This is a genomic window from Agromyces sp. NBRC 114283, from assembly GCF_030268405.1.
Lineage (GTDB): Bacteria > Actinomycetota > Actinomycetes > Actinomycetales > Microbacteriaceae > Agromyces > Agromyces mediolanus.
The window spans coordinates 2,151,806-2,174,960 of record NZ_BSQP01000001.1; the positions used below are offsets into that span (position 1 = coordinate 2,151,806).

Annotated in this window: 20 protein-coding genes; 8 read left to right on the top strand and 12 right to left on the bottom strand. The window is 71.6% G+C overall.

Going from position 1 to position 23,155, the window contains the following annotated elements:
* Nucleotides 1-3: 3 nt before the first annotated feature.
* On the top strand, nt 4-1,686 hold the full coding sequence (ettA, locus tag QSJ60_RS10400) for an energy-dependent translational throttle protein EttA (RefSeq protein ID WP_189084838.1): 1,683 nt from the start codon (nt 4-6) through the stop codon (nt 1,684-1,686).
* Nucleotide 1,687: 1 nt separating this feature from the next.
* Nucleotides 1,688-2,167 carry an acyl-CoA thioesterase gene (locus tag QSJ60_RS10405; RefSeq protein ID WP_285463565.1) on the top strand — a complete coding sequence of 160 codons (480 nt, stop codon included), beginning with the start codon at nt 1,688-1,690 and terminating at the stop codon, nt 2,165-2,167.
* A gap of 12 nt (nt 2,168-2,179) precedes the next feature.
* Here QSJ60_RS10405 and QSJ60_RS10410 read toward each other — a convergent pair whose 3' ends face one another.
* From QSJ60_RS10410 to QSJ60_RS10420, 3 genes are all read right to left on the bottom strand, one after another.
* Nucleotides 2,180-2,668, bottom strand: a complete 489-nt coding sequence (locus tag QSJ60_RS10410) for a DUF2231 domain-containing protein (protein ID WP_285463566.1) — start codon at nt 2,666-2,668, stop codon at nt 2,180-2,182.
* Between the two features lie 5 nt (nt 2,669-2,673).
* A complete protein-coding gene (locus tag QSJ60_RS10415) occupies nt 2,674-3,150 on the bottom strand; it encodes a QcrA and Rieske domain-containing protein (RefSeq protein WP_285463567.1) in 477 nt (158 codons plus the stop codon).
* A gap of 149 nt (nt 3,151-3,299) precedes the next feature.
* Entirely contained in the window at nt 3,300-4,181 is an 882-nt protein-coding gene (locus QSJ60_RS10420; RefSeq protein ID WP_230763275.1) for an acyl-CoA thioesterase, read from the bottom strand.
* A 90-nt stretch (nt 4,182-4,271) separates the two neighbouring features.
* On the opposite strand from QSJ60_RS10420, the gene QSJ60_RS10425 reads away from it, so the two are divergent.
* Complete coding sequence (locus tag QSJ60_RS10425) at nt 4,272-4,952, top strand: DUF8185 domain-containing protein (RefSeq protein WP_230763277.1); 681 nt, start codon at nt 4,272-4,274, stop codon at nt 4,950-4,952.
* 7 nt (nt 4,953-4,959) lie between these two features.
* On the opposite strand, the gene QSJ60_RS10430 is transcribed toward QSJ60_RS10425, so the two are convergent.
* The 9 genes from QSJ60_RS10430 to pepN (QSJ60_RS10470) form a co-directional block, all read right to left on the bottom strand.
* The gene (locus tag QSJ60_RS10430) at nt 4,960-6,618 is read right to left on the bottom strand and encodes an FAD-binding dehydrogenase (protein ID WP_285463568.1); all 1,659 of its coding nucleotides are present in this window, start codon (nt 6,616-6,618) and stop codon (nt 4,960-4,962) included.
* Nucleotides 6,619-6,658: 40 nt separating this feature from the next.
* Nucleotides 6,659-7,066 carry a globin gene (locus tag QSJ60_RS10435; RefSeq protein ID WP_189085150.1) on the bottom strand — a complete coding sequence of 136 codons (408 nt, stop codon included), beginning with the start codon at nt 7,064-7,066 and terminating at the stop codon, nt 6,659-6,661.
* Between the two features lie 44 nt (nt 7,067-7,110).
* Nucleotides 7,111-8,214 (bottom strand): mechanosensitive ion channel family protein, encoded by a 1,104-nt coding sequence (locus QSJ60_RS10440; protein WP_285463569.1) that lies wholly within the window; start codon nt 8,212-8,214, stop codon nt 7,111-7,113.
* A gap of 22 nt (nt 8,215-8,236) precedes the next feature.
* A complete protein-coding gene (gene pepN, locus QSJ60_RS10445; RefSeq protein ID WP_285463570.1) occupies nt 8,237-10,804 on the bottom strand; it encodes an aminopeptidase N in 2,568 nt (855 codons plus the stop codon).
* A 112-nt stretch (nt 10,805-10,916) separates the two neighbouring features.
* Nucleotides 10,917-11,624, bottom strand: a complete 708-nt coding sequence (locus QSJ60_RS10450) for a response regulator (protein WP_285463571.1) — start codon at nt 11,622-11,624, stop codon at nt 10,917-10,919.
* Nucleotides 11,621-12,940 (bottom strand): sensor histidine kinase, encoded by a 1,320-nt coding sequence (locus QSJ60_RS10455; protein ID WP_285463572.1) that lies wholly within the window; start codon nt 12,938-12,940, stop codon nt 11,621-11,623. Before QSJ60_RS10455 ends, QSJ60_RS10450 begins: the two co-directional genes overlap by 4 nt.
* A 10-nt stretch (nt 12,941-12,950) precedes the next feature.
* Nucleotides 12,951-13,814, bottom strand: a complete 864-nt coding sequence (locus tag QSJ60_RS10460; protein WP_230763289.1) for an ABC transporter permease subunit — start codon at nt 13,812-13,814, stop codon at nt 12,951-12,953.
* Complete coding sequence (locus tag QSJ60_RS10465; protein ID WP_189084849.1) at nt 13,811-14,722, bottom strand: ABC transporter ATP-binding protein; 912 nt, start codon at nt 14,720-14,722, stop codon at nt 13,811-13,813. The genes QSJ60_RS10460 and QSJ60_RS10465 overlap by 4 nt, the downstream gene beginning before the upstream one ends.
* 116 nt (nt 14,723-14,838) lie before the next feature.
* Nucleotides 14,839-17,388, bottom strand: a complete 2,550-nt coding sequence (gene pepN / locus QSJ60_RS10470; RefSeq protein WP_285463573.1) for an aminopeptidase N — start codon at nt 17,386-17,388, stop codon at nt 14,839-14,841.
* Nucleotides 17,389-17,515: 127 nt separating this feature from the next.
* On the opposite strand from pepN (QSJ60_RS10470), the gene QSJ60_RS10475 reads away from it, so the two are divergent.
* From QSJ60_RS10475 to QSJ60_RS10495, 5 genes are all read left to right on the top strand, one after another.
* Nucleotides 17,516-18,502, top strand: a complete 987-nt coding sequence (locus QSJ60_RS10475; protein ID WP_285463574.1) for a DUF2332 domain-containing protein — start codon at nt 17,516-17,518, stop codon at nt 18,500-18,502.
* Nucleotides 18,503-18,512: 10 nt separating this feature from the next.
* Nucleotides 18,513-19,037: a ribose-5-phosphate isomerase gene (locus QSJ60_RS10480; protein ID WP_189084851.1), complete on the top strand. Its 525-nt coding sequence runs from the start codon at nt 18,513-18,515 to the stop codon at nt 19,035-19,037.
* A 10-nt stretch (nt 19,038-19,047) separates the two neighbouring features.
* Nucleotides 19,048-20,052: an Fpg/Nei family DNA glycosylase gene (locus tag QSJ60_RS10485; protein WP_285463575.1), complete on the top strand. Its 1,005-nt coding sequence runs from the start codon at nt 19,048-19,050 to the stop codon at nt 20,050-20,052.
* 95 nt (nt 20,053-20,147) lie between these two features.
* Nucleotides 20,148-21,707 (top strand): multicopper oxidase family protein, encoded by a 1,560-nt coding sequence (locus QSJ60_RS10490; RefSeq protein ID WP_285463576.1) that lies wholly within the window; start codon nt 20,148-20,150, stop codon nt 21,705-21,707.
* Nucleotides 21,694-23,148: a sensor histidine kinase gene (locus tag QSJ60_RS10495; RefSeq protein WP_285463577.1), complete on the top strand. Its 1,455-nt coding sequence runs from the start codon at nt 21,694-21,696 to the stop codon at nt 23,146-23,148. Before QSJ60_RS10490 ends, QSJ60_RS10495 begins: the two co-directional genes overlap by 14 nt.
* Nucleotides 23,149-23,155: the final 7 nt, after the last annotated feature.

A 23,155-nucleotide genomic window follows, 5' to 3' on the forward strand; every position in this document is an offset into this window, starting at 1 on the left:
GACATGGCTGAATACATTTACTCGATGGTGCGCGCCCGCAAGGCGGTCGGCGACAAGGTCATTCTCGACGACGTGACGATGGCGTTCCTCCCGGGAGCGAAGATCGGTGTCGTCGGCCCGAACGGGGCGGGAAAGTCCACGATCCTGAAGATCATGGCCGGACTCGACCAGCCCTCCAACGGCGAGGCCCGGCTCACGCCCGGCTTCTCGGTTGGCATCCTCATGCAGGAGCCCGAGCTCGACGAATCCAAGACGGTGCTCGAGAACGTTCAGGAGGGCGTCGGCCCGATCAAGGGCAAGATCGACCGCTTCAACGAGATCTCGCTCCTGATGGCCGAGCCCGACGCGGACTTCGACGCCCTGCTGGCGGAGATGGGCACGCTGCAGGAGGAGATCGACGCGGCTGACGCGTGGGACCTCGACTCGCAGCTGGAGCAGGCGATGGACGCACTGCGATGCCCGCCGGGCGACGAGCAGGTGTCCGTGCTCTCCGGCGGTGAGAAGCGTCGCGTCGCGCTCTGCAAGCTGCTGCTGCAGAAGCCGGATCTGCTGCTGCTCGACGAGCCCACCAACCACCTCGACGCCGAGAGCGTGCTGTGGCTCGAGCAGCACCTCGCCAAGTACCCCGGCGCTGTGCTCGCCGTCACCCACGACCGGTACTTCCTCGACCACGTCGCGGAGTGGATCTGCGAGGTCGACCGCGGTCGCCTCTACCCCTACGAGGGCAACTACTCGACGTATCTCGAGAAGAAGGCCGAGCGCCTCGAGGTGCAGGGCAAGAAGGACCAGAAGCTCCAGAAGCGCCTGCGCGAGGAGCTCGACTGGGTCCGCTCCAACGCGAAGGGGCGTCAGGCGAAGTCGAAGGCGCGCCTCGCCCGCTACGAGGAGATGGCGGCCGAGGCCGAGCGCACGCGCAAGCTCGACTTCGAGGAGATCCAGATCCCGCCGGGCCCGCGTCTGGGCGACATCGTCCTCGAGGCCAAGAACCTGCAGAAGGGCTTCGGCGACCGCAAGCTGATCGACGGTCTGAGCTTCTCGCTGCCGCGCAACGGCATCGTGGGCATCATCGGCCCGAACGGCGTCGGCAAGACCACGCTCTTCAAGACGATCGTCGGCCTGGAGCCGCTCGACGCCGGCGACCTGAAGATCGGCGACACGGTCAAGATCTCCTACGTCGACCAGAGCCGTGGCGGCATCGACCCGAAGAAGACCCTCTGGGAGGTCGTCTCCGACGGACTCGACTACATCCAGGTCGGCAAGACCGAGGTGCCGAGCCGGGCCTACGTCTCGACCTTCGGCTTCAAGGGCCCCGACCAGCAGAAGCCGGCGGGCGTGCTCTCGGGCGGTGAACGCAACCGCCTGAACCTCGCGCTCACCCTCAAGCAGGGCGGCAACCTCCTCCTGCTCGACGAGCCCACGAACGACCTCGACGTCGAGACCCTCTCGAGCCTCGAGAACGCGCTGCTCGAGTTCCCCGGCTGCGCCGTGGTGATCACTCACGACCGGTGGTTCCTCGACCGCATCGCGACGCACATCCTCGCCTACGAGGGCACCGAGGAGGACCCCGCGAACTGGTACTGGTTCGAGGGCAACTTCGAGGCATACGAGGCGAACAAGGTCGAGCGCCTCGGCGCCGACGCCGCGAAGCCGCACCGCTCCACCTACCGCAAGCTCACCCGCGACTGACATGCGGCTGCACGTCCCGACCCCGCTCCGCTGGAGCGACCTGGACGCGTACGGGCACGTCAACAACGCCCGGATGCTGAGCCTCCTCGAGGAGGCTCGCATCCAGGCGTTCTGGGTGAACGACGACGGCTCCGTCGAGCACGCCGTGGGCGCGTCCACGGCCGTGCTCGACGCGACGCCGGGGGCGACGACGGTCACGCTCATCGCCAGGCAGGAGGTCGAGTACCTCGCGCCGATCCCGTACCAGCGGCTCCCGCTCGACATCGAGCTCTGGATCGGCCACATGGGCGGGGCGAGCCTCGACGTCTGCTACGAGGTGTACTCGCCGCTCGGCGCCGAACCGCGCACGCTCTACACGCGGGCCTCGACGACGATCGTGCTCGTCGACGCTGCGAGCGAGCGCCCGCGGCGCATCACTGATGACGAGCGCGCGGCCTGGGAGCCGTACCTCGAAGCCCCGGTCGCGTTCCGGCGACGCTGAGCGAGCCGCAGCTCACCGCTCCAGCGGAGTCTCGCTGAAGCCGCCCTCCCAGACGGCCCGGCTCCCGGACTCGCCGATCGCGACGAGCGTGACGACGGTCCCGGTTCCGACGGCGAGGCTCGCGACGATCAGCACGAGGGACGCGGCGACGCTCGCCCCGCGTCCCCTCGGCCGCCGTTCGAGGAGCGCCCAGGCGGACACCGCCACCGCGACGACGAGCAATCCGACGAGCCACGGCACGATCGACTCGCCCCGCGCGGTGTGATCCTGGATGAGGGGCCCGGGCGGGACCCGCACCTCCAGCCACTTCCCGGCCTCGATCGTGACGAGGCCGAGCGGCAGCAGCAGTGCGGTCCCGATCAGGGCTGGCAGCCACAGCGTCCGACGTGCGCGGGGCCACGCCGCGAGCACGACGAGCAGCAGCGCGCAGAGCGGGGTGAGCACGACGACGGCGTGCACGAGGAGCACGTGCAGCGGCAGTCCGGCGATCTCGTAGTCCACGTGCCTCACCCGGAGACGACGACGCGATCCCCGTCGACCTCGACCGGGATCGCGGTCAACGGCTTCAAGGCGGGTCCCTGCAGCACGTCGCCGGTCGCGGCATCGAACTTCGATCCGTGGCAGGGGCAGTCGAACTCCGCACCCGCCGCGGCGACCACGCACTGCTGGTGGGTACAGATGGCGCTGAACGCCAGCACGGCCCCGGCGGTGGGTCGCGAGAGGAGGATTGCCTCCCCGTCGACCGTCGCCGAGACGCTGCCCCCGACGGGGACGTCCGCGAGCTTGGCGAGCTCGCTGCCCGGCGCGAGGGCCGGAGTAGAGTCGCCGCCGCTCCCGCCGCCGGAGCCGGCGGTCGAATCGGAGCCTCCGTCCGCGTCGCCGGACGGTGCGCCGCCGGTCGCGCAGGCGGCGAGCACCAGCGCTCCGCCGGATCCGCCGAGCGCGATGAGCGCGCGTCGGCTGAGTCGAGTGGCATCGGACATCGGCGACCTCCTCGTCCCGACCTCGGCGGGCCGGTGAGGCGATTCTGCCCCAACTCGACGGCCGGTGGAGGAACGCTCAGCGTGCGTCCAGCTCCCGGCGGGTCCCAGCGTGCACCGGCACCCGCACCCGCACCGCCGTCAGCACCGGATCAGTCGAAGGAACCCGGGTTCGGCACCCGGACCATCCCCTCCTGGGCGACGCTCGCGACGAGCACCCCGTCTCGCGTGTAGATCCGGCCGAGCGACAGCCCTCGCCCGCCGGCCGCCGACGGCGACTCCTGCGTGTACAACAGCCACTCGTCGACGCGCGCGTCGCGGTGCCACCACATGGCGTGGTCGAGGCTCGCGATCTTCAGGCCGGGCGTCGTCCAGGCGACGCCGTGGGCGCGCAGGATGGGCTCGAGGATCGAGTAGTCGCTCGCGTAGGCGAGTGCCGCACGGTGCTGATTCGGGTCGTCGGGCAGCCGGCCGAAGGCGCGCATCCAGACCGCCTGCCGCGGCACCCGCTCGCCCTCGACCTCGAGGTAGATGGGGGAGGGGACGTGGCGCATGTCGAACGCCCGTTCGCTGGCCCAGTAGCGGGCGACGTCGTGGTCGACCTTGCCGAGCACGTCGGCGGTGGAGGGCAGGCTCTCCGGGTCCGGCAGATCGCTCGGCATCGCGAGCTGGTGCTCGAGCCCGTCGTCGCGGGTCTGGAAGGACGCGATGAGCGACAGGATCGGCTCGCCGTTCTGGAAGGCGTGCGTTCGCCTGGTCGAGAAGGACCGGCCGTCGTGCAGGCGGTCCACCGAGAAGGTGATCGGGTGCTCGACGTCGCCCGGGCGCAGGAAGTACCCGTGCATCGAATGGATGACCCGCTCGGGCTCGACCGTGTGCATCGCCGCCATGAGCGACTGGGCGAGCACCTGCCCGCCGAAGACGCGCCCCAGCGGCATCCACTGCGAGGGGCCGGTGAAGATGTCCTCGGTGGTGCGCGCGCCCGTGTTCGTCAAGTGGAGCGTGCTCAGCAGTCCGTCGATGGGTCCGTTCACCCGTGCCTCCAGCGAAAAGCTCCTTCGCGCTCCGGATCGAGCGCGCGGCGCGGACGTCCGGCCGCCGCCCCTTGGTAGTTTAGACAAGACATGGTTCAGCACTTCACGCTCGCCGACAGCCTGTCGCTCGGCGACCTGCACACCTATCTGCAGCGGGCAGCTCGCGTCGACGAGGGCTCGGTGCGGCTCATCGCCGGCTCCGGCATCCTCGCCGTGTACTCCGCGATCCTCTACCCCCGCGGCATCCTCGACGAGACGCCCACCGTGCTCGGCCTGCGCACGTTCGGGCTCGAGGAGACCGAGGACTTCGACATCGTCGTCCCGCTGCGCTCCCTCACCGATCGCATCGCTCGGGCGAAGGCCGATGTCGACCCCGATGACCCGTCGCGGCCGGTGACCATGTCCCGCCCGCACGAGGTGAGCACCGTGACCTGGGCCGGCATCTCGCCGCCACGCGGCGGCTGGCGCTCGATCGGTGCGACCGACGCCGCCACACTCGAACGAGCCGCGCGCGCAGGAATCGACGAGGTCGCCGAAGCGATCCCGGACGGCACCGGGGAACAGCTCGTGCAGCGGGTCCGTTCCGAGGTCTGGGGACGTGGAGTCGAGGGGCTCGAGTATGTCCCGGCCGGCGCCGCGTTCGCGACGTTCAGCCTCGGCTTCCTGGGTGACGACGAGGTGTCGATGTTCGAGACCGGTCCGTGGACCAGGCTCTCGACGAAACGCGGCCACGTGCTCGTGCGGCAGCGTCCCTGGTCGCTGAAGAGCTGACCCCGGCTCAGCCCGCCGCGATCGCGCGCCCGGCGGCTCGCCCGCTGAAGAGGCAGCCGCCGAGGAACGTGCCTTCCAGCGCGCGGTAGCCGTGCACGCCGCCGCCGCCGAAGCCCGCGGCCTCGCCGACTGCGTACAGGCCGGGCACGGGCTCGCCGTCCGCGCCGAGCGCCCGCGAGGACAGGTCGGTCTGGATGCCGCCGAGCGACTTCCGCGTCAGCAGGTGCAGCTTCACCGCGATGAGCGGGCCGTTGGCGGGGTCGACGAAGCGGTGCGGCGCGGCGACGCGGATGAGCTTGTCGCCGCGCGAGGCGCGCGCGCCGCGGACCGCCGAGAGCTGCGCATCCTTGCCGAAGTCGTTCTCGAGCGCCCGGTCGTGCGCGAGGACCTCGCGGGCGATGTTGGCGGTGTCGAGCTCGACGTCGGGGGAGCGGCGAGCCATCTCGGCGAGGAGCTCGTCGAGGGTGTCGGCGACGATGAAGTCGGCGCCGTGCTCCTTGAACGCCTCCACGGGCGCCGGGGCGCCGGAGCCGAGCCGCTGGGCGAGCAGCTTCAGGTCCTTGCCCGTGAGATCGGGGTTCTGCTCGCTGCCGGACAGCGCGAACTCCTTCTCGATGATCTTTTGGGTGAGCACGAACCAGGAGTGGCCGTAGCCGGTCGCGACGAGGTGCTCGAGCGTGCCGAGCGTGTCGAAGCCGGGGAAGAGCGGCGCCGGCAGCCGCGAGCCCGTCGCGTCGAACCAGAGCGACGAGGGCCCGGGCAGGATGCGGATGCCGTGCAGCGGCCAGATCGGATCCCAGTTCTGGATGCCCTCGACGTAGTGCCACATGCGGTCGCCGTTCACGAGCCGGGCCCCGGCGTCCTCGGTGATCTGCAGCATGCGCCCGTCGACGTGGGCCGGGACGCCGGAGAGCAGCTCGGCAGGCGGGGTGCCGAGGCGCTCGGGCCAGAACTGCCGAACCAGCTCGTGGTTGCCGCCGATGCCGCCGGAGGCGACGACGACCGCGGGGGCGCGGAGCTCGAACTCGCCCACGACGTCGCGATTGCTCGGCGCCCCGCGTTCCGCGTCGTCGTCGGCGAGTACCGCGCCGCGCGCGCCGACGACGGCGCCGCCCTCGACGATGAGCTCGTCGACGCGGTGGCGGTGCCGGAACTCGACGAGTCCGGCCGCCTCGCCGGCCTTCACCCGGGCGACGAATGGGGCGAGCACGCCGGGGCCGGTGCCCCAGGTGATGTGGAAACGGGGCACCGAGTTGCCGTGCCCGAGCGCGCGGCCGTCACCCCGCTCCGCCCAGCCCACCACGGGGAAGAAGCGCACGCCCTTGCCGTGCAGCCAGTCGCGCTTCTCGCCGGCGGCGAACTCGAGGTAGGCCTCGGCCCAGCGGCGACCCCACTCGTCCTCGTCGCGGTCGAAGCCTGCGGTGCCGGCCCAGTCCTCGCTCGCGAGCTCGAGCGAGTCGCGGATGCCCATCCGCCGCTGCTCGGGGGAGTCGACGAGGAAGAGGCCGCCGAACGACCAGTGCGCCTGCCCGCCGAGGCTCGCGGCGGGCTCCTGGTCGAGGATCAGGACGCGCCGGCCGGCGTCGACCAGCTCGGCGGCGGCGACCAGGCCGGAGAGGCCGGCGCCGACGATGATCGCGTCGGGGGTACGGTCGGATGCTGCCACGTGGACTCCTTCGTCGCTTCGGGTGGTGGCGGTGCGGGGCTCAGTCGTCGAAGGTGTTCACCATCGCGAATGCGGCTCGCTGCAGATAATCCCACAGCGTGGCCTCGGCGAGGGGCGGCAGCTCGAGGGAGTCGACGGCGCGGCGCATGTGCGCGAGCCACCGGTCGCGGGCATCGGGGTTGACCTTGAAGGGGAGATGCCGCATCCGCAGTCGCGGGTGGCCGCGCTCCTCGCTGTAGGTCCCGGGCCCGCCCCAGTACTGCTCGAGGAAGAGCTGCAGGCGCCTGGCGGCCGGACCCAGATCCTCCTCGGGGTACATCGGCTTCAGCACAGGGTCGTCGGCGACGCCGCGGTAGAACTCGGCGACGAGCCGTTCGAAGGTGGGGCTGCCGCCGACCGACTCGTAGAAGGTCTGGCCGAGCCCGGGGCCGTGCTCGCTGCCGCGCAGCTGCACCCCGGCGGGCGGGAGCTTTGTCGGCTCGTTCGCGTCGCTCACAGCGTGGTCCCTTCGTCGTCGGCCGGGCGTCGCTTCGCGGCGCGAGACGGCTTCGCCTTCGGAATGTACGGTTCGGCGCCCGGGACCACGGCGTTCGGCGCGGTCCGCGGCGGGCGAGCGCCCTTCACCCGGGTGACGCTGTCGAAGCCGGCGAGCACCACGGAGTTCATGCTCGGCAGCTTCACGCCCATCTCGTCGAGCGAGTGCTTGAGGCGGACGCGCAGCTCGCGCGCGACGTCGTCCTTCGAGGAGGTGCGCACCTTCATCACGATCCGGATGACGAGCGCTTCGGCGGAGATCGACTCGAGGCCCCAGATCTCGGGCTTCTCGAGGATTCGGCTGCGCCACTTGCTCGACTTCGCCATCTCGGTGGCGGTGCGCAGCATCTCGGTCTCGACGGCTTCGACGTCGGCGTCGTACGGCACCGCCAGGTCGAGGATGACGCGGGCCCAGCCCTGCGACATGTTGCCGACGCGGAGGATCTCGCCGTTGCGGACGAACCAGAGGGTGCCGTTCACGTCGCGCACGGTGGTCACCCGGATGCGCACCTCCTCGACGATGCCCGTCGCCGGTCCCAGGTCGACGACGTCGCCGACGCCGAGCTGGTCCTCGACGACCATGAACAGCCCGTTCAGCGCATCCTTCACGATGTTCTGCGCGCCGAAGCCGAGGCCCGCGCCGATCGCCGCGGAGAGCAGCGCGAAGGAGCCGAGGAGCGTGCTGTCGATCGTGTTCACGATCATCAGCACGACGACGATGAAGAGCGTGACGTTGACGATGTTGCGGAGCACCGAGCCGAGCGTGCGGGTGCGTTGCACGAGCCGCACGGCCGCGAGCGGGGAGGCCTGCAGCGCCTGCGTGTCGGTGACGTCCTGCTTCTTCTTGACCCCGGAGACGATCTGCTTCACCACGCGATCGATGACGAAGTGCAGCACCCAGCGGATCAGCAGCGCGATGCCGACGATGAGCAGGATCGCCACGAGCTTGCCGACGATGGTGCCCCAGTGCTCCGACCAGAACGTCGCGATATCGGTCCAGAATCCGGGGTCGACGGGGGTGTCCTCACCGTCGACCGGGGGCGTTTCAGCGAACACGAGCATGATGGCCCGAGTCTAGTGAGCGCTACTGGGCATCGACGGTGAGGGACGCGGCGTCGCGTTCGCGGGCCGCGAGTGCACGGTCGAGCTCGGCGAGCTTCTCCGTGACGAGCCGCGCGAGCGGGGCCGGCTCCGGGTTCCGGGCGAGCCAGTCGCGGGCGAGCTCGGCGAGCCCTTCGTCGACCAGGGCGACGGGGAAGAGCCCGCGCACGATGATCGCGGCCATGTTGAAGCTGCGGCTCGCCCACACCTCCTGCAGCTCGTCGAAGTACGCGGCCGCCGTCGGCGCGAGCAGTTCGGCGGGTCGGGCCCGTCGCCAGCCCTCGGCGATCGCGCGGGCCAGGTCGTTGGAGAGCGAGGCATCCCGCATCACCCGCTCCCACGCCGCCTGCTTGACCGCGGGGTCGGGGCGCGCGGCGCGGGCGGTCTCGGCGAGCTGACGCCCCTTCGCGGTGTCGTCCGCGGCCAGGGCGCGGTCGATCTCGTCGTCGCTCGCGACGCCGAGCCCGGAGCGGGCGATGACGAGCTCCCAGCGCAGGTCGAGGTCGACCTCGAGGCCGGGCAGGGCGGTGCCGCCGTCGGCGAGCCCGGCGAGCAGCTCGGCGTGGGCGGAGCTGGACGCGATGCGGGTGAACGCCTTCACGAGCTGCAGCTGCGCGTCGGAGCCGGCCTCGGAGAGCTCGGCGAGCGCCCAGATCGCGTCGCCGGCCTCGCCGGCGATCCGCTCGCGGTGCTCGTCGGCGAGGTACTGCGAGAGCGCGAGCTCGAGTCGGGCGAGCGCGAGCCCGCGCGCCGAGGACTGGGTCTCGCGCCCGATGTTCGCGAGCACGAGCCGCACGAACGCCGAGGCGGGCAGCTCGGCGTCGCGGACGGCGTCCCACGCCGAGCCGAGCACGACGGCCCGCGCGACGGGGTCGTCGATCGCCGAGAGGTGGTCGACCGCCGTGGCGAAGGACTCGTCGTCGAGACGCACCTTCGCGTAGCTGAGGTCGTCGTCGTTCACGAGCAGCAGCGCGGGGCGGGAGAGTCCGACGAGCTCCGGCACCTCCGTCACTGCCCCGTCGAGGTCGAGTTCGACGCGGTGAGCCCGCACGAGGCGTTCGTCGCGGAGCTCGTAGGCGCCGATCGCGATGCGGTGCGGCCGCAGCGTAGGGTGCTCCCCGGCCGCGGTCTGCTCCACGCGTGCCGCCGTGATGCGGCCCGAGGCATCCGTGTCGATCACCGCGCGCAGCGTGTTGACGCCCGCGGTCTCGAGCCAGCGCGCCGACCAGTCGGCGAGGTCGCGACCGCTCGCCCGCTCGAGCTCGGCGAGGAGGTCCGCCAGTGTCGCATTGCCGCCGCCGTGCTTCGCGAGGTACGCCCCGACGCCCCGCTGGAAGGCGTCGAGGCCGACCCACGCCACGAGCTGCTTCAGCACCGAGGCGCCCTTGTCGTAGGTGATCGCGTCGAAGTTCACCTCGACGTCGGCGATGCTCGGGATCTCCGCGACGATCGGATGTGTCGAGGGCAGCTGGTCCTGCTCGGCCGCGTGGGTCTTCTCGTCGCTCGCGAAGGTGGCCCAGACGCCGGTGAACTCGGTCACGCGCGAGGTCGCGAGCGTCGAGGCCCAGGTGGCGAACGACTCGTTCAGCCAGATGTCGTTCCACCAGCGCATCGTCACCGAGTTGCCGAACCACATGTGGCTGAGCTCGTGCAGCACGACGATGGCGCGCTGCTCGCGGCGCGCGTCGGACACCCGCGAACGGAACAGGTAGGACTCGTTGAACGTCACCGCGCCGACGTTCTCCATCGCGCCCCAGTTGTACTCGGGCACGAAGATCTGGTCGTACTTGCCGTACGGGTACGGGACGCCGAAGGCCTCCTCGTAGAACGCGAGGCCCGCGGCGACCGTGCCGAACATCATCTCGGGGTCGGCGTACTCGGCGAGCGAGGCCCTGGTGAAGAGCCCGAGCGGCACTTCTCGGCCGTCGACGCTCGCGGCGCTGCCGTGCCAGCTCGCGTACGGTCCGGCGACCACGGCGACGATGTAGCTCGAGATGACGGGGCCGGTCTCGAAGCGCCAGACGGCGTTCGGCGTGCCGGCGATCGGCTCGGCCTCGGGCGACGGCGCGTTGCTCAGCACCGACCAGTGCGCCGGGGCGCTGATCGTGAAGCGCACGGCGGCCTTGAGGTCGGGCTGGTCGAAGACGGCGTAGACCCGGTTGGCCTCGGCGACCGCGAACTCGGTGTAGAGGTAACGCTCGCCGTCGACCGGGTCGACGAAGCGGTGCAGTCCCTCGCCGGTCTTCGAGTACGCGTTCGTCGAGACGACGCGCAGCTCGTTCTGCTCCGCGAGCCCGTCGAGGCGGATGCGCACGCCGTCGCTGACGACGGTCGGGTCGAGCGCTCGGCCGTTCAGGGTGAGCGCGTGGATCGTCTCCGTGTTCGCCTCGATGAACGTCGCGGCGCCGGCGACGGCGGCGAAGCGGGCGGTGGTCTCACTGCGGAAGGTCTCGCCGTCGTCGGTGAGGTCGAGCACGACCTCGTAGCTCGGCGCGCCGACGATCGCGGCCCGCTCCTCGGCTTCGACGCGGGTGAGGTTGGCAGCAGGCATGGACGATCCCTTCGTAGCGATGGCGCCGGACCAGCCTAGCGAGCCGCGCCCGGCCGCCGGCGGCCGCTCGTGCAGCGCCGGCGGTCGCTCGCGCGGCGTCGGCGCGGTTCGATCAGCCGAGCAAGCCCTGCTCGTAGGCGAGGATGACGAGCTGCACCCGGTCGCGTGCGCCGAGCTTCTGCAGCACGCGGCCGACGTGGGTCTTCACGGTCGACTCGGAGAGGAAGAACCGCTCGGCGAGCTCGGCGTTGTTCAGCCCCTCGGCGATCGCGATGAGGATCTCCCGCTCGCGCGCGGTGAGCGCGTCGAAGCGGCCCGGCTCCGGCCGTCGCGCCGCCCGCTGACCCGTCGCGTCGGCCGATGCGGGCAGCTCGGCGGCGAAGAGCTCGAGCATGCGCCGGGTCACCCGCGGCGAGAGTGCCGCCTCGCCGCTCGCGACCGTGCGGATCGCGGCGACGAGCTCCTGCGGTCGCACGTCCTTCAGGAGGAAGCCGCTCGCGCCGGAGCGGATGGCCGCGAAGGCGTACTCGTCGAGGTCGAAGGTGGTCAGCACGATGATCCGGACCTCGGGATGCCGCGCACTGAGCTCGGCGGTCGCGGCGATGCCGTCCATCCCGGGCATGCGCACGTCCATGAGCAGCACGTCGACCGCGGTACTGCGCGCGAGCGCGAGTGCGGCGAGCCCGTCGCCGGCCTCGCCGACGACCTCGATGCCGGGCTCCGCGTCGAGCACGAGGCGGAACCCGGTGCGGACGAGGGCCTGGTCGTCGACGATCGCGACCCGGACCGGGCCGGTGGTAGGCGGAGCTTCGATGGTCATTCGGGGGTCCCGTCTTCGGTTCGTTCGTGGGGGTGCTCGGTGCCGCAGGGCTCGGACGGTGCGACCGGGAGCGTCGCCCGGAGCCGCCACCCGCGGGCGCCCCGCGGCCCCGCGTCGAGCGTGCCGCCGTACAGCGCGATGCGCTCGCGCAGCCCGGCGAGGCCGCGTCCGGCGCCGTGCGTCGCCGGCGCGTCGCCCTGCGGTGGCAGGGCGTCGTCCTCGACGAGCACCTCGACCTCTCCCGGGCGGTGCTGGAGGCGCACCTCCACGTGCTGGGCGTTCCTGCCGTGGCGGAGGGCGTTCGTCAGCCCCTCCTGCACGAGGCGGTAGACCGCGAGCGCGACGGCGGGATCGGCTTCCGGCACGCCGCTCGTGGTGAGCCGCACGGGCATGCCCGCCTCGCGGAAGCCGTCGATCAGCTCCGGGATGGCCGAGAGGCCCGGCTGAGGCGCGAGTTCGGCCGGGCTGCCGCCCGGCTCCCGGAGGACGCCGAGCATGCGGCGCATCTCGCCGAGCGCGCTGCGCCCCGTCTCGGCGACGGAGCGCATGGCCTCTGCGGCGCGTTCCGGGTCGCGCGAGGCGGTCGCGGCCGAGCCGTCGGCGAGGGTCACCATCACGGTGAGCCCGTGCGAGACGATGTCGTGCAGTTCGCGGGCGATGCGGGCCCGCTCGGCCGCCGCGGCGAGCTGGGCCTGCTGGTCGCGCTCCCGCGCGAGGTCGTGCGCGCGGGCGATGAGCGCGAGGAGGTACCGCCGCCGGTTGCCCACCGTCACCCCGATGAGCGTGACGATGAGCATGATCGCGGCGTACTGCGAAGAGGTGGCCACCGGGCCGCCGAACGGGGAAGGGGCGACCCACGCCTCGAGGTAGGCGCTCAGCGTGGTCACCGCGACGGAGCCGCCGAAGCCGATCCAGGCGGCCTTCGTCGAGCGGTACACCCCGAGCGCGTAGAGCGCGTAGAGGATCGGGAATCCGTCGCTCATGCCGAACGGCGCGACCAACAGGCACACGAACCAGGCGATGCCGGTCAGCAGCCACGGTCGGGTTCTCCGGAACAGCAGCACGGCCGCGCCGCCGATCGCGATGCCGACGACCTGCAGCAGGGTGGCGACCAGGGGCGGTGTCGGCGTGTCCGAGGCGATGACCATCGTGGCGATGAACGTCGGGACGACGTAGAGCGCGGCGAGGATGGAGTCGGTGAGCCGCGGATGGCGGGCCCAGAACTGTCGGATGACCCCGGGTGGCTTCGGCAGACGGAGCTCACCCCCGACCGCCGGAACGGGGCGGTCGGGGGTGAGCGGTGGCGCGTCCGGCATAGGCAGGACTCTACGCGTCGCGGCGCTTCAGCAGCACGGCGGCGCCGGCGAGCGAGACCGCCAGCCAGGCGAGGACGACGAGCAGGCTCTGCCAGGCGTTCGGCCCAGAGAGCGTCGCGGGGTCCGCGCCGATCGTCATGTACATGGTCATCCCGGACGTGGAGAGCAGGTACGGCAGGATGGCGGACGCCCAGTCCGCGGGAATGAGCCCGAAGACCGTCGGGAGCAGCAGCAGCACCCCGAGCACCGCGGCGATCCCGCCGGCGCTCGATCGGATGATCGTGCCGATCCCGAGGGCGAAGACCGCGACCAGGGCGAGATAGAGCGCCGCCCCGCCCAGCACGAGGAGCACGTTCTCGGAGAACAGGGAGACCGGCGCGCCATGGCCGGCGAAGATCGCCGCGGCGATTGCGAACGCCGCGAGGTTCGTCACGACCCCGACGACGAGCGTGGCGACGAAGAGGACGACCGCCTTACCGGCGAGCGCGGGAAGCCGCTTCGGCACCGCCGAGAGGGTCGACCGGATCATCCCCGTCGTGTACTCGCCGCTGATGACGAGGACACCGAGCACGGCCACCACGAGCTGACCGAAGTAGGTGCCGAACACTGCGGACTGCAGGACCATGAGCGTCTGCTCGGAGGCCGGCAAGGTCGCCACGTCGGGGCCGCCCATTCCGCTGACGAGGCTGAATCCGAGCAGCACGGCCATGCCGAGCGAGATCGCGACGACGATGAGGTACGACCAGACGGTCGAGCGGAGGCTGCGGAGCTTGATCCACTCCGAGCGGAGGATGCCTCCGAAGCTCAGCCGGGCGGTGTGCGCGAGCCGGGGACCGCCCTGGACGGGGCGGGCCGCGGTGGTGGCGGTGGTCATCGGACGGCCTCCGTACGGTACTCGACGGCGTCCGCCGTGAGGGCCAGGTAGGCCTCCTCGAGCGACGCGTTCTGCGGGGTGAGTTCATGGATGGCGAGGCCGTTGGCTGCCGCCAGGTCGCCGATGCCGGCGGCCTCGAGCCCGGTGATCTCCAGCAATCCGGCCTCGGAGCGGATGATGACGACGTCGGGCGCCGCGAGCAGCTCCGCGAGCTGGGAGGCGTGCGGCGAGCGGACCCGCACGCGCTGGCGGGTGCCGGCGGCGATGATCTCCTCCACTGGCGCGTCGGCGATGATCTCGCCCCGGCCCAGCACGATGAGGTGATCGGCGGTCTGCGCCATCTCGCTCATCAGGTGCGAGGACAGGAAGACCGTGCGGCCCTCCCCGGCGAGGTGCCGGACGAGCTGGCGCACCCAGAGCACGCCCTCGGGATCGAGCCCGTTCACGGGTTCGTCGAGGATCAGCACCGACGGGTCGCCGAGCATCGCAGCAGCGATACCGAGGCGCTGACCCATGCCGAGCGAGAAGCCGCCGACCCGCTTGCGGGCGACGGACTCGAGGCCCGTGAGTTCGATGACCTCGTGCACCCGGCGCTTGGCGATCCCGTGCGTCGCGGCCATCGCGAGGAGGTGGTTCTCGGCGGTGCGCCCGGTGTGCACGGCCTTCGCGTCGAGCAGGGCGCCGACCTCGTGCAGGGGCGCGCGGTGCTCGGCGTAGGGCTTGCCGCCGACCGTGACGGATCCCGTGTCGGGTCGATCGAGGCCGACGATCATGCGCATGGTGGTCGACTTGCCGGCGCCGTTCGGGCCGAGGAAGCCCGTGACTTGCCCGGGGCGCACCTCGAACGACAGATCGTGGACGGCGGTCTTCGCGCCGTAGCGCTTGGTGAGCGCGGTTGCGGTGATCATGCCTTCGACGGTACGCAGCCCGCCAGCTCCGCGCATCGCCCTCGGGAATGGCAGACGGGCGGTGCGGTGGTACCCGGGTACCACCGCACCGCCCGTCCACGGTGCCGGTGCGCCGCTTACGCTGCGTCGCGCTCCTGCGCGGCGAGGGCGCGCTCGACGCCGGCGACGTTCTCGACGACGAGGCGACGCAGCGCCGGCGCGGCGTCGGCGTTCGCCGCGAGCCAGGCGTGGCTCGCCTCGACGAGCTCGCGGTTGGCGAGGGTCGCAGGGTAGAGCAGCTCGACGAGCTTCTCGGCGATGGCGTAGCTGCGCTCGGTCCAGACGCGGCCGATCATGTCGAAGTAGCGCGGCACGAACGGCGTGAGCAGCTCGCGGTCGCCGGCGCGGACGAAGCCCGCGGCGGTGGTGCGGACCACCGAATTGGTCGCGGTGTCGGCCTCGACGATCGAGTCCCAGGCGCGCTGCTTGCCCTCGGCGGTGGGGATCGCGGCGCGGGCGTGCGCCGCGGACTCCTGCCCGGTCGCGGTCTTGTCGGACTCGAGGCGGGCATCGATCTCGGCATCGCCGGCACGACCGGCGGCGACGAGGGCGATGAGCAGCTCCCAGCCGAGGTCGGTGTCGATGTCGAGGCCGTCGAGGCTGCGCTCACCCGCGAAGAGCGCGGCGAGCTCGTCGATGTGGCTCCCGGACTCGGCGAGTGCGGCGAAGTACTTGACGAACTGGAACTGCGCGTCGCTGCCGGCCTCCGCCTGCTGTGCGAGCTCCCAGAGGCCGTCGGCCAGGGCACGGCGCGCGTCGCCGCGCCGCTCGGGTGCCACGTAGGAGCTCGCTGCCAGCTGTGCGTTCGCGAGCACGATGCGCAGGGTCGTCGACTCGGTCTCGGCGGCGATGTTGCCGAGCACGAGGTCGAGGTAGTCGCTCGCGCCGGTCTCGGCATCGCGGGTCGCGTCCCACACGCTCGACCACACCATGGCCCGGGCGAGCGGGTCCTCGATCTTGGAGAGGTTCGCGAGCGCGACCGCCTGGGAGGCGTCGTCGAGGCGGATCTTCGCGTAGGCGAGGTCGTCGTCGTTCAGCAGCACGAGATCAGGGCGGGCCAGCCCGATCAGCTCCGGAACATCCGTACGCTCACCGTCGACATCGAGCTCGACCCGGTGCGTGCGCACCAGCTTCCCGTCGACCAGGTTGTAGAAGCCGATCGCGAGACGGTGCGGGCGGATCGTCGGGTAGTCGGGGTGCGCCGACTGGAGCACCGCGAACGAGGTGATCTCGCCCTCGGCGTCGGCGATGATCTCGGGACGCAGGGTGTTCACGCCCGCCGTCTCGAGCCAGAGCTTCGACCAGCCCGACAGGTCGCGGCCCGAGGCCGCCTCGAGCTCGGTGAGCAGGTCGGCGAGGGTCGTGTTGCCCCAGGCGTGCTTCTTGAAGTAGGCCGAGACGCCGGTGAAGAACGCCTCGATGCCCACCCACGCGGCGAGCTGCTTCAGCACCGAGCCGCCCTTGGCGTAGGTGATGCCGTCGAAGTTCACCAGCACGTCCTCGAGATCGCGGATCTCCGCGACGATGGGGTGCGTGGAGGGCAGCTGGTCCTGCCGGTACGCCCAGCTCTTCTCCATCGAGTTGAACGTCGTCCAGGCGTGCACCCACTCGGTCGCCTCGGCGGTGGCGATGGTCGAGGCCCACTCGGCGAACGACTCGTTCAGCCAGAGGTCGTTCCACCACTTCATCGTGACGAGGTCGCCGAACCACATGTGCGCGAGCTCGTGCAGGATCGTGACGACGCGGCGCTCCTTGATCGCGTCGGTCACCTTCGAGCGGAACACGTACACCTCGGTGAAGGTGACTGCGCCCGCGTTCTCCATTGCACCCGCGTTGTACTCCGGCACGAAGAGCTGGTCGTACTTCGTGAAGGGGTAGGGCACGTCGAACTTCTCCTCGAAGTACGCGAAGCCCTGCTTCGTCTTCTCGAAGATGTAGTCCGCGTCGAGGTATTGCGACAGGCTCTTCCGGCTGAACACCCCGAGCGGGATGACCCGGCCGTCCGAGCTCGTGAGCTCGTCGCGCACCACGTCGTACGGGCCCGCGATGAGCGCCGTGATGTAGCTGGACATGCGCGGGGTGGGCTCGAACGCCCAGGTGGCCGTACCCTCGCCCGCGGCGACGGGCTCGGGGGTCGGCTGGTTCGAGACGACCTGCCAGTGCGACGGTGCGGTCACGGTGAACCGGAACGCCGCCTTGAGGTCGGGCTGCTCGAACACGGCGAACATGCGCCGCGAGTCGGGCACCTCGAACTGCGTGTAGAGGTAGACCTCGCCGTCGGCGGGGTCGACGAAGCGGTGCAGGCCCTCGCCGGTGTGCATGTAGCGGCCGTCGGCGACGACGACGAGCTCGTTCTCGGCGGCGAGGCCGGGCAGCTGGATACGGACGCCGTCGCTGACCTCGGCGGGGTCGAGGGCGACCCCGTTCAGGGTGACGGAGTGCACCTCGGCGGTGATGGCGTCGATGAACGTCGAGGCGCCGGGCGTCGTCGCCTGGAACCGGACGGTCGTCGTCGAACGGAACACCTCGGGGCCCGTCGTGACGTCGAGGACGACGTCGTAATCGTGGACCTGGACGAGCGCGGCACGCTCCTCGGCTTCCAGGCGGGTGAGGTTCTCTCCGGGCACGTGCGCTCCTTCGCTTCATCGACGCGGCTCGTGGCCGCAGGCAACGCCGACCAGCCTACTCGCGCGACCGCGCTCGCGCCCGGTCGCAGTGGTTCCGCTCCGGGCGAACCCGACGTAGCGTGGCCGCATGCGCGAGACCATGAATCCGGATGCCTCGACCGCCGCCCGCTACCGGGCCTTCGCCGAGGTCGAGGCGCGCGGGATGTCCGCGACGTACGAGGCATGGGCCGCGGGCGTGGCCGGTGACCCGCCGACGATCGCGCTGATCGAGGAACTGCCGGTCGCGAAGCGGCAGCCGAACCTCGTGTTCAGCGCGGCGCGGTTCCAGGGCGCGCCGCTCGGCCCCTACGCCGTGCTGCGGGACTGGCTGCACCGGCACTGGATCGAGGTCCGCGCCACGGTGCTCGACCACGCCACGCAGACGAACGAGGCCGGCCGCTGCGCACTGCACCTCCCGGTGCTCGCAGCGCTCCCGGGCCCCCTCGCCCTGCTCGAGGTCGGCGCCTCGGCCGGGCTCTGCCTGTACCCGGATCGCTATACCTACCGCTACGACGAGCGGCCGCCGATCGAGCCGAGCGGCGGCCCGAGCCGGGTCGTGCTCGACTGCGAGACCAACGGTCGGGTCCCCATCCCCGAGCGGTTGCCGGAGGTCGTCTGGCGGGCGGGCATCGATCTCAACCCGCTCGACGTGACGCACGCCGACGACCTCGCCTGGCTCGACGCGCTGATCTGGCCCGAGCACGACGACCGCCGCACCCGGCTCCGCGAGGCGGCCGCCATCGTCGCCGCCGAGCCGCCCCGCCTCGTCGCGGGCGATCTCGTCGAGGAACTCGCCCGCCTCGCAGCCGAGGCGCCCGCCGGGGCGACGCTCGTCGTGCTGCACACCGCGGTCATCGCGTACCTCGACGAGGAGGCCAAGCGCCGCTTCGTCGCCGAGGTGCGGCGGCTCGACGGGCACTGGCTCTCCGTCGAGGGGCGCAGCATCGTCCCCGGCATCGCGGCGCGCGAAGACGCGCCGAACGCCGCGAGCGACTTCGTGCTCGCCCTCGACGGGGAGCAGCTCGCGTGGGTGCAGCCGCACGGCCGGGCCATCCGCTGGATCGGCACTCCCTAGAATCGTCAGCATGCGCATCCACATCGCGACCGACCACGCCGGCCTCGAGTTCAGCCGGACCCTGCAGGCCCACCTGACGAACGGCGGGCACGAGGTCGTCGACCACGGCCCGGCCGAGTACGACGCGCTGGACGACTACCCCGCGTTCTGCATCAACGCCGCCCTCGGCGTCGCCCGCGACCAGGCGGCCGGGGTCCGCGCGCTCGGCGTGGTCTTCGGCGGTTCCGGTAATGGCGAGCAGATCGCGGCCAACAAGGTGCGCGGCATCCGCGCCGCCCTCGTCTGGAGCATGGACACCGCGATCCTCGCCCGCGAGCACAACGACGCCAACGTCATCTCCATCGGTGCGCGCCAGCACACCGTGGAGGAGGCCATCCGGTACATCGACGCCTTCATCGCGGAGCCCTTCTCCGGCGACGAACGTCACGTGCGCCGCATCGCCCAGCTCGCCGAGTACGAGACCACCGGCGACATCGCCGGCAAGGGCGTCGACACCTCGGCCGGCTCGGCGCAGGTGTCGGAGCCCGAGGCGTAGGGCGCGCCGGATGCCAGAGGGCCACTCCGTCCATCGCATCACCCGCCAGTTCGAGCGGAACTTCGTCGGGCACCTCGTGCACGTGTCGAGCCCGCAGGGGCGGTTCGCCGAGGGGGCTGCGCTCCTCGACGGCCGGCGCATGACCGACGCGCGCGCCGTCGGCAAGCAGATGTTCCTCGGCTTCGAGGGCGACCGCTGGCTGCGCGTCCACCTCGGCATCTACGGCGCCTGGGACTTCGCCGGCGACATCCTCCTCGACGCGACGATCGCCTCCGCGAACGGTCGCATGGGGCAGACGAACATGCGCGGCACCTTCCTCGACGGCCCGAACCCCGACGCCGTCGTGCTCGACGCCGCCGGCGAGAACTCGCTGACCTCCATCGGTGCGCCGCGGCGCACCCGGCTGCGCATGGCCGAGTCGGAGAAGGAGGGGGACACCGCCTGGTCGTTCCCGCCCGAGCCGGTCGGCCAGGTGCGAGTGCGTCTGCTCACCGACGCCGTCTGCGCCGACCTGCGCGGGCCGACCGCCTGCGAGGTGCTCGACCCGGCCCAGGTCGAGGCGACGGTCGCCAGGCTCGGCCCCGATCCGCTGCTCGACGACAGCGCCGAGGCGGAGGAGCGCTTCGTCTCGACGGTGCGGCGCAAGCCCACGCCGATCGCGCTGCTGCTCATGGATCAGAACGTCGTCGCCGGCATCGGCAACGTCTACCGCGCGGAGCTGCTGTTCCGGGCAGGCCTCAACCCGCACACGCCCGGCCGGCTCGTGCCGGAGGAGACCGTACGGGAGCTCTGGCACGACTGGGGCCGGCTCCTGCGCATCGGCGTGGAGACCGGGCAGATGATGACGATGGACGGCCTCGAGGGCGAGGCCTACCGCGCAGCGATGGCGAACCGCGACGACCGCCACTGGGTCTACAAGCGGGAGGGCCTGCCGTGCCGCGTCTGCGGCACGAACATCGTGCTCGAGGAGCTCGGGGCGCGGAAGCTCTACTGGTGCCCCTCCTGCCAGGCGTGAGCCTGCGTCGCGGCTGAGCGGCGGGGGATAACCCCCGCCACGATCCGGACGGGTGCCGGATGGGGCGGGGCGATCGCGCTCGCGAGGCTGGAAGCATGCTCGGTACCAGCACGCGACCAGCCCGGCCCGCGCCGATCCGGCGTCCTCGCGCGACCCTCGTCTCTGGGCTCACTGCGCTCGCGGCCGGCGGGCTCGTGGCGCTCGCCTTCGCGGGCTGCGGCATCGTGACGCCGGGCCCGGTTTCGACGATCGGGCGGATCGACTTCGATCGCCCGCTCGCGATCCCGCCGCTCGCCGAGTCGAGCGTGGACGCCGACGGCACCCGGGTCTTCGCGCTCACCGCGCAGGCCGGCACCACCGAGTTCGAGCCCGGCGTGCCGAGCGAGAGCTGGGGGTTCAACGGCGGCTACCTCGGCCCGACGCTCGTCGCGGACCGCGGCGAACGGGTGCGTGTCGAGGTGCGCAACACGCTCGACGAGCCGACCACCGTGCACTGGCACGGGATGCATCTGCCCGCGGCGATGGACGGCGGTCCGCACCAGATGGTCGCGCCCGGCGCCACGTGGGCGCCCGAGTGGCTCGTCGCGCAGCAGGCGGCGACGCTCTGGTACCACCCGCATCCGCACGGCGAGACCGAGACGCACGTGTCCTGGGGCCTCGCCGGACTGTTCCTGCTGCACGACGACGCCGAGCGCGCCCTCGGGCTGCCGGCCGAGTACGGCGTCGACGACGTGCCCGTGATCGTGCAGGACGCTGGGTTCAGCGCCGAGGGCCGTCGCGAGCCGGCGCAGCGGGGCTACGCGGGCGCGCTCGGCGACGAACTCCTCGTGAACGGCACCCGTTCGCCGTACTTCGAGGCCGGTGACGAGCTTGTCCGGCTCCGGCTGCTGAACGCGTCGACGGCGCGCAGCTACGCCTTCGCCTGGGCCGACGACCGTCCGGTGCGACTGATCGGGACTGACGGCGGACTGCTCGACGCGCCGGTGGAGCTGTCGGAGCTCCGGCTCTCGCCGGGGGAGCGGGCCGAGGTGCTTGTTCGGCTCACCCCCGGGGAGCGGCTCGTGCTGCAGTCCCGCATGACGCCGGAACTCGCCGGGCTCGTCGGACCGGTCGCGCAGACGAACGGGGCGGCCGACGGCTTCGACGTGCTCGAGCTGCGCGCTGCCGAGCAGCTCCGAGCAGCGACCGCCGATCCCGACGCGCTCATCCCGCTGCCGCCGCTCGGGGACGGCGAGCTCGCCGCCGATCGCCGCTTCGTCCTGGGCGACAGTTTCGAGATCAACGGCCACGCCATGGACCTCGGCCGCATCGACGAGACCGTCACGGTCGACACGCTCGAGCGCTGGACCGTCGTGAACGACACCGCGCTCCCGCACAGCTTCCACGTGCACGACGTGCAGTTCCGACTGGCTGCGGTGGCCGGTGAGCCCCCGCCGCCGGAGCTCGCGGGCTGGAAGGACACGATCTTCGTCGAGCCCGAGACCGAGTACGTGCTGCTCCTCCGCTTCGCCGACTACGCCGACCCGGACACGCCGTACATGTACCACTGCCACCTGCTGTGGCACGAGGATCAGGGGATGATGGGGCAGTTCGCCGTCGTCGAGCCGGGTCAGCGTGCGACGATTCCCGAGGGGACCGACCATGACCACCACTGATGCGCCCGACACCGAGCTGCCGACCACCCACACGAATCGCGAGGCCATGAGCACCGAACCGGCCAACAAGCCATCCGCCGAGACATCGCCGCGGAAGCGCCGACGCGGCTACGGCGCGCTCTGGGCCTCGATGCCACGAGAGCTCGGCTTCCTCGTGCTCACCATGCCGATCGCGGTCGTCGGCCTCAGCTTCGCCGCCACCGTGTTCTTCACGGGAGTCGGCCTGCTCGCCCTCGTCGTCGGCGTGTTCGTGATGGTGGCCGCGTTCTACGTGGCGCGCGGCTTCGGCACGCTCGAGCTCGTGCGCCTCGAGTGGGCCGGCCGTCCCCGCATCGAGCGGCCGGACTGGGCACGCGATGGGCGTGAGGCGGGGTTCTGGCGGGCCGCTTTCGTGCCCTTCGTCGACGGGCACTACTGGTTGTACGTGCTGCACACGCTCATCGTCAATCCGATCATCAGCATCTTCACGTGGACGGTCACGATCGTCTGGGTGTCGATGGCGCTCGGCGGCACCACCGGCTGGTTCTGGCAACCCTTCATCCCGGAGAACGACCGGAACTTCTGGCTCAACGAGTGGCTGCTCGACCGCCTCTTCCCGGGCAACGACTTCTCCTACGACCTCGTCGCGGGGGAGCGGCTGCTCGAGTTCATCCTCGGCGTGATCTTCCTGCTCACGCTCCCGTACGTGCTCCGGGGTCTCACGCTGCTGCACGAGGCTGCGGCGCGCGGGCTGCTCGGCGCCTGGCGTTCCGAGGCGCTCGAGGTCGAGGTGGCGCAGCTCGCCGCCTCGCGCGGCGCCGCGGTGCAGGCGGAGGATGCCTCGCTGCGACGTCTCGAGCGGGACATCCACGACGGCCCGCAGCAGCGGCTCGTCCGGCTGCAGATGGATCTCGCGACCATCGAACGGCGGATGGAGCGCGACCCGGACTCCGCCCGAGAGCTCATCGGCGAGGCGCGGGAGCAGGCGCGCGAGACGCTCGACGAGCTCCGCGCCCTCTCGCGGGGCTTCGCGCCGCCGCTGCTGCAGGACCGGGGCCTCGCGAGCGCGCTCGAGTCGCTCGCCTCCCGGAGCCCGGTGCCCGTCGTGTTCGAGAACCTCCTGCCCGCGGCCAGCGGGTTGCCGGCGGCGATCGAGCGCAACGCGTACTTCGTGGCGGCCGAGCTGCTGACGAACGTCGTGAAGCACTCCGACGCGACGAGCGTGCGGCTGCGGGTCGCCGTGCGCGACGCGGGCACCGCCGGGCACTGGCTCGATCTCTGGGTCACCGACAACGGCTCCGGCGGCGCGCGCCTGGAAGCTGGACACGGGCTCGCGGGGCTGCACGAGCGCGTGCTCGGACTCCGCGGCCAGTTCCTCGTCGACAGCCCTCCGGGCGGCCCGACGATCATCGGCGCGCACATCCCGTTCCTGCCGGAGACGCCGGGCACCGACGGCGTCTGACGTGTGG

Excerpts from the sequence above, each read along its gene's own strand:
- ettA (WP_189084838.1), top strand. The coding sequence starts at position 4 with ATGGCTGAATACATTTACTCGATGGTGCGCGCCCGCAAGGCGGTCGGC.
- QSJ60_RS10405 (WP_285463565.1), top strand. The coding sequence starts at position 1,688 with ATGCGGCTGCACGTCCCGACCCCGCTCCGCTGGAGCGACCTGGACGCG.
- QSJ60_RS10415 (WP_285463567.1), bottom strand. The coding sequence starts at position 3,150 with ATGTCCGATGCCACTCGACTCAGCCGACGCGCGCTCATCGCGCTCGGC.
- QSJ60_RS10425 (WP_230763277.1), top strand. The coding sequence starts at position 4,272 with ATGGTTCAGCACTTCACGCTCGCCGACAGCCTGTCGCTCGGCGACCTG.
- QSJ60_RS10440 (WP_285463569.1), bottom strand. The coding sequence starts at position 8,214 with ATGCTCGTGTTCGCTGAAACGCCCCCGGTCGACGGTGAGGACACCCCC.
- pepN (WP_285463570.1), bottom strand. The coding sequence starts at position 10,804 with ATGCCTGCTGCCAACCTCACCCGCGTCGAAGCCGAGGAGCGGGCCGCG.
- QSJ60_RS10450 (WP_285463571.1), bottom strand. The coding sequence starts at position 11,624 with ATGACCATCGAAGCTCCGCCTACCACCGGCCCGGTCCGGGTCGCGATC.
- QSJ60_RS10455 (WP_285463572.1), bottom strand. The coding sequence starts at position 12,940 with ATGCCGGACGCGCCACCGCTCACCCCCGACCGCCCCGTTCCGGCGGTC.
- QSJ60_RS10460 (WP_230763289.1), bottom strand. The coding sequence starts at position 13,814 with ATGACCACCGCCACCACCGCGGCCCGCCCCGTCCAGGGCGGTCCCCGG.
- QSJ60_RS10465 (WP_189084849.1), bottom strand. The coding sequence starts at position 14,722 with ATGATCACCGCAACCGCGCTCACCAAGCGCTACGGCGCGAAGACCGCC.
- QSJ60_RS10475 (WP_285463574.1), top strand. The coding sequence starts at position 17,516 with ATGCGCGAGACCATGAATCCGGATGCCTCGACCGCCGCCCGCTACCGG.
- QSJ60_RS10480 (WP_189084851.1), top strand. The coding sequence starts at position 18,513 with ATGCGCATCCACATCGCGACCGACCACGCCGGCCTCGAGTTCAGCCGG.
- QSJ60_RS10485 (WP_285463575.1), top strand. The coding sequence starts at position 19,048 with ATGCCAGAGGGCCACTCCGTCCATCGCATCACCCGCCAGTTCGAGCGG.
- QSJ60_RS10490 (WP_285463576.1), top strand. The coding sequence starts at position 20,148 with ATGCTCGGTACCAGCACGCGACCAGCCCGGCCCGCGCCGATCCGGCGT.
- QSJ60_RS10495 (WP_285463577.1), top strand. The coding sequence starts at position 21,694 with ATGACCACCACTGATGCGCCCGACACCGAGCTGCCGACCACCCACACG.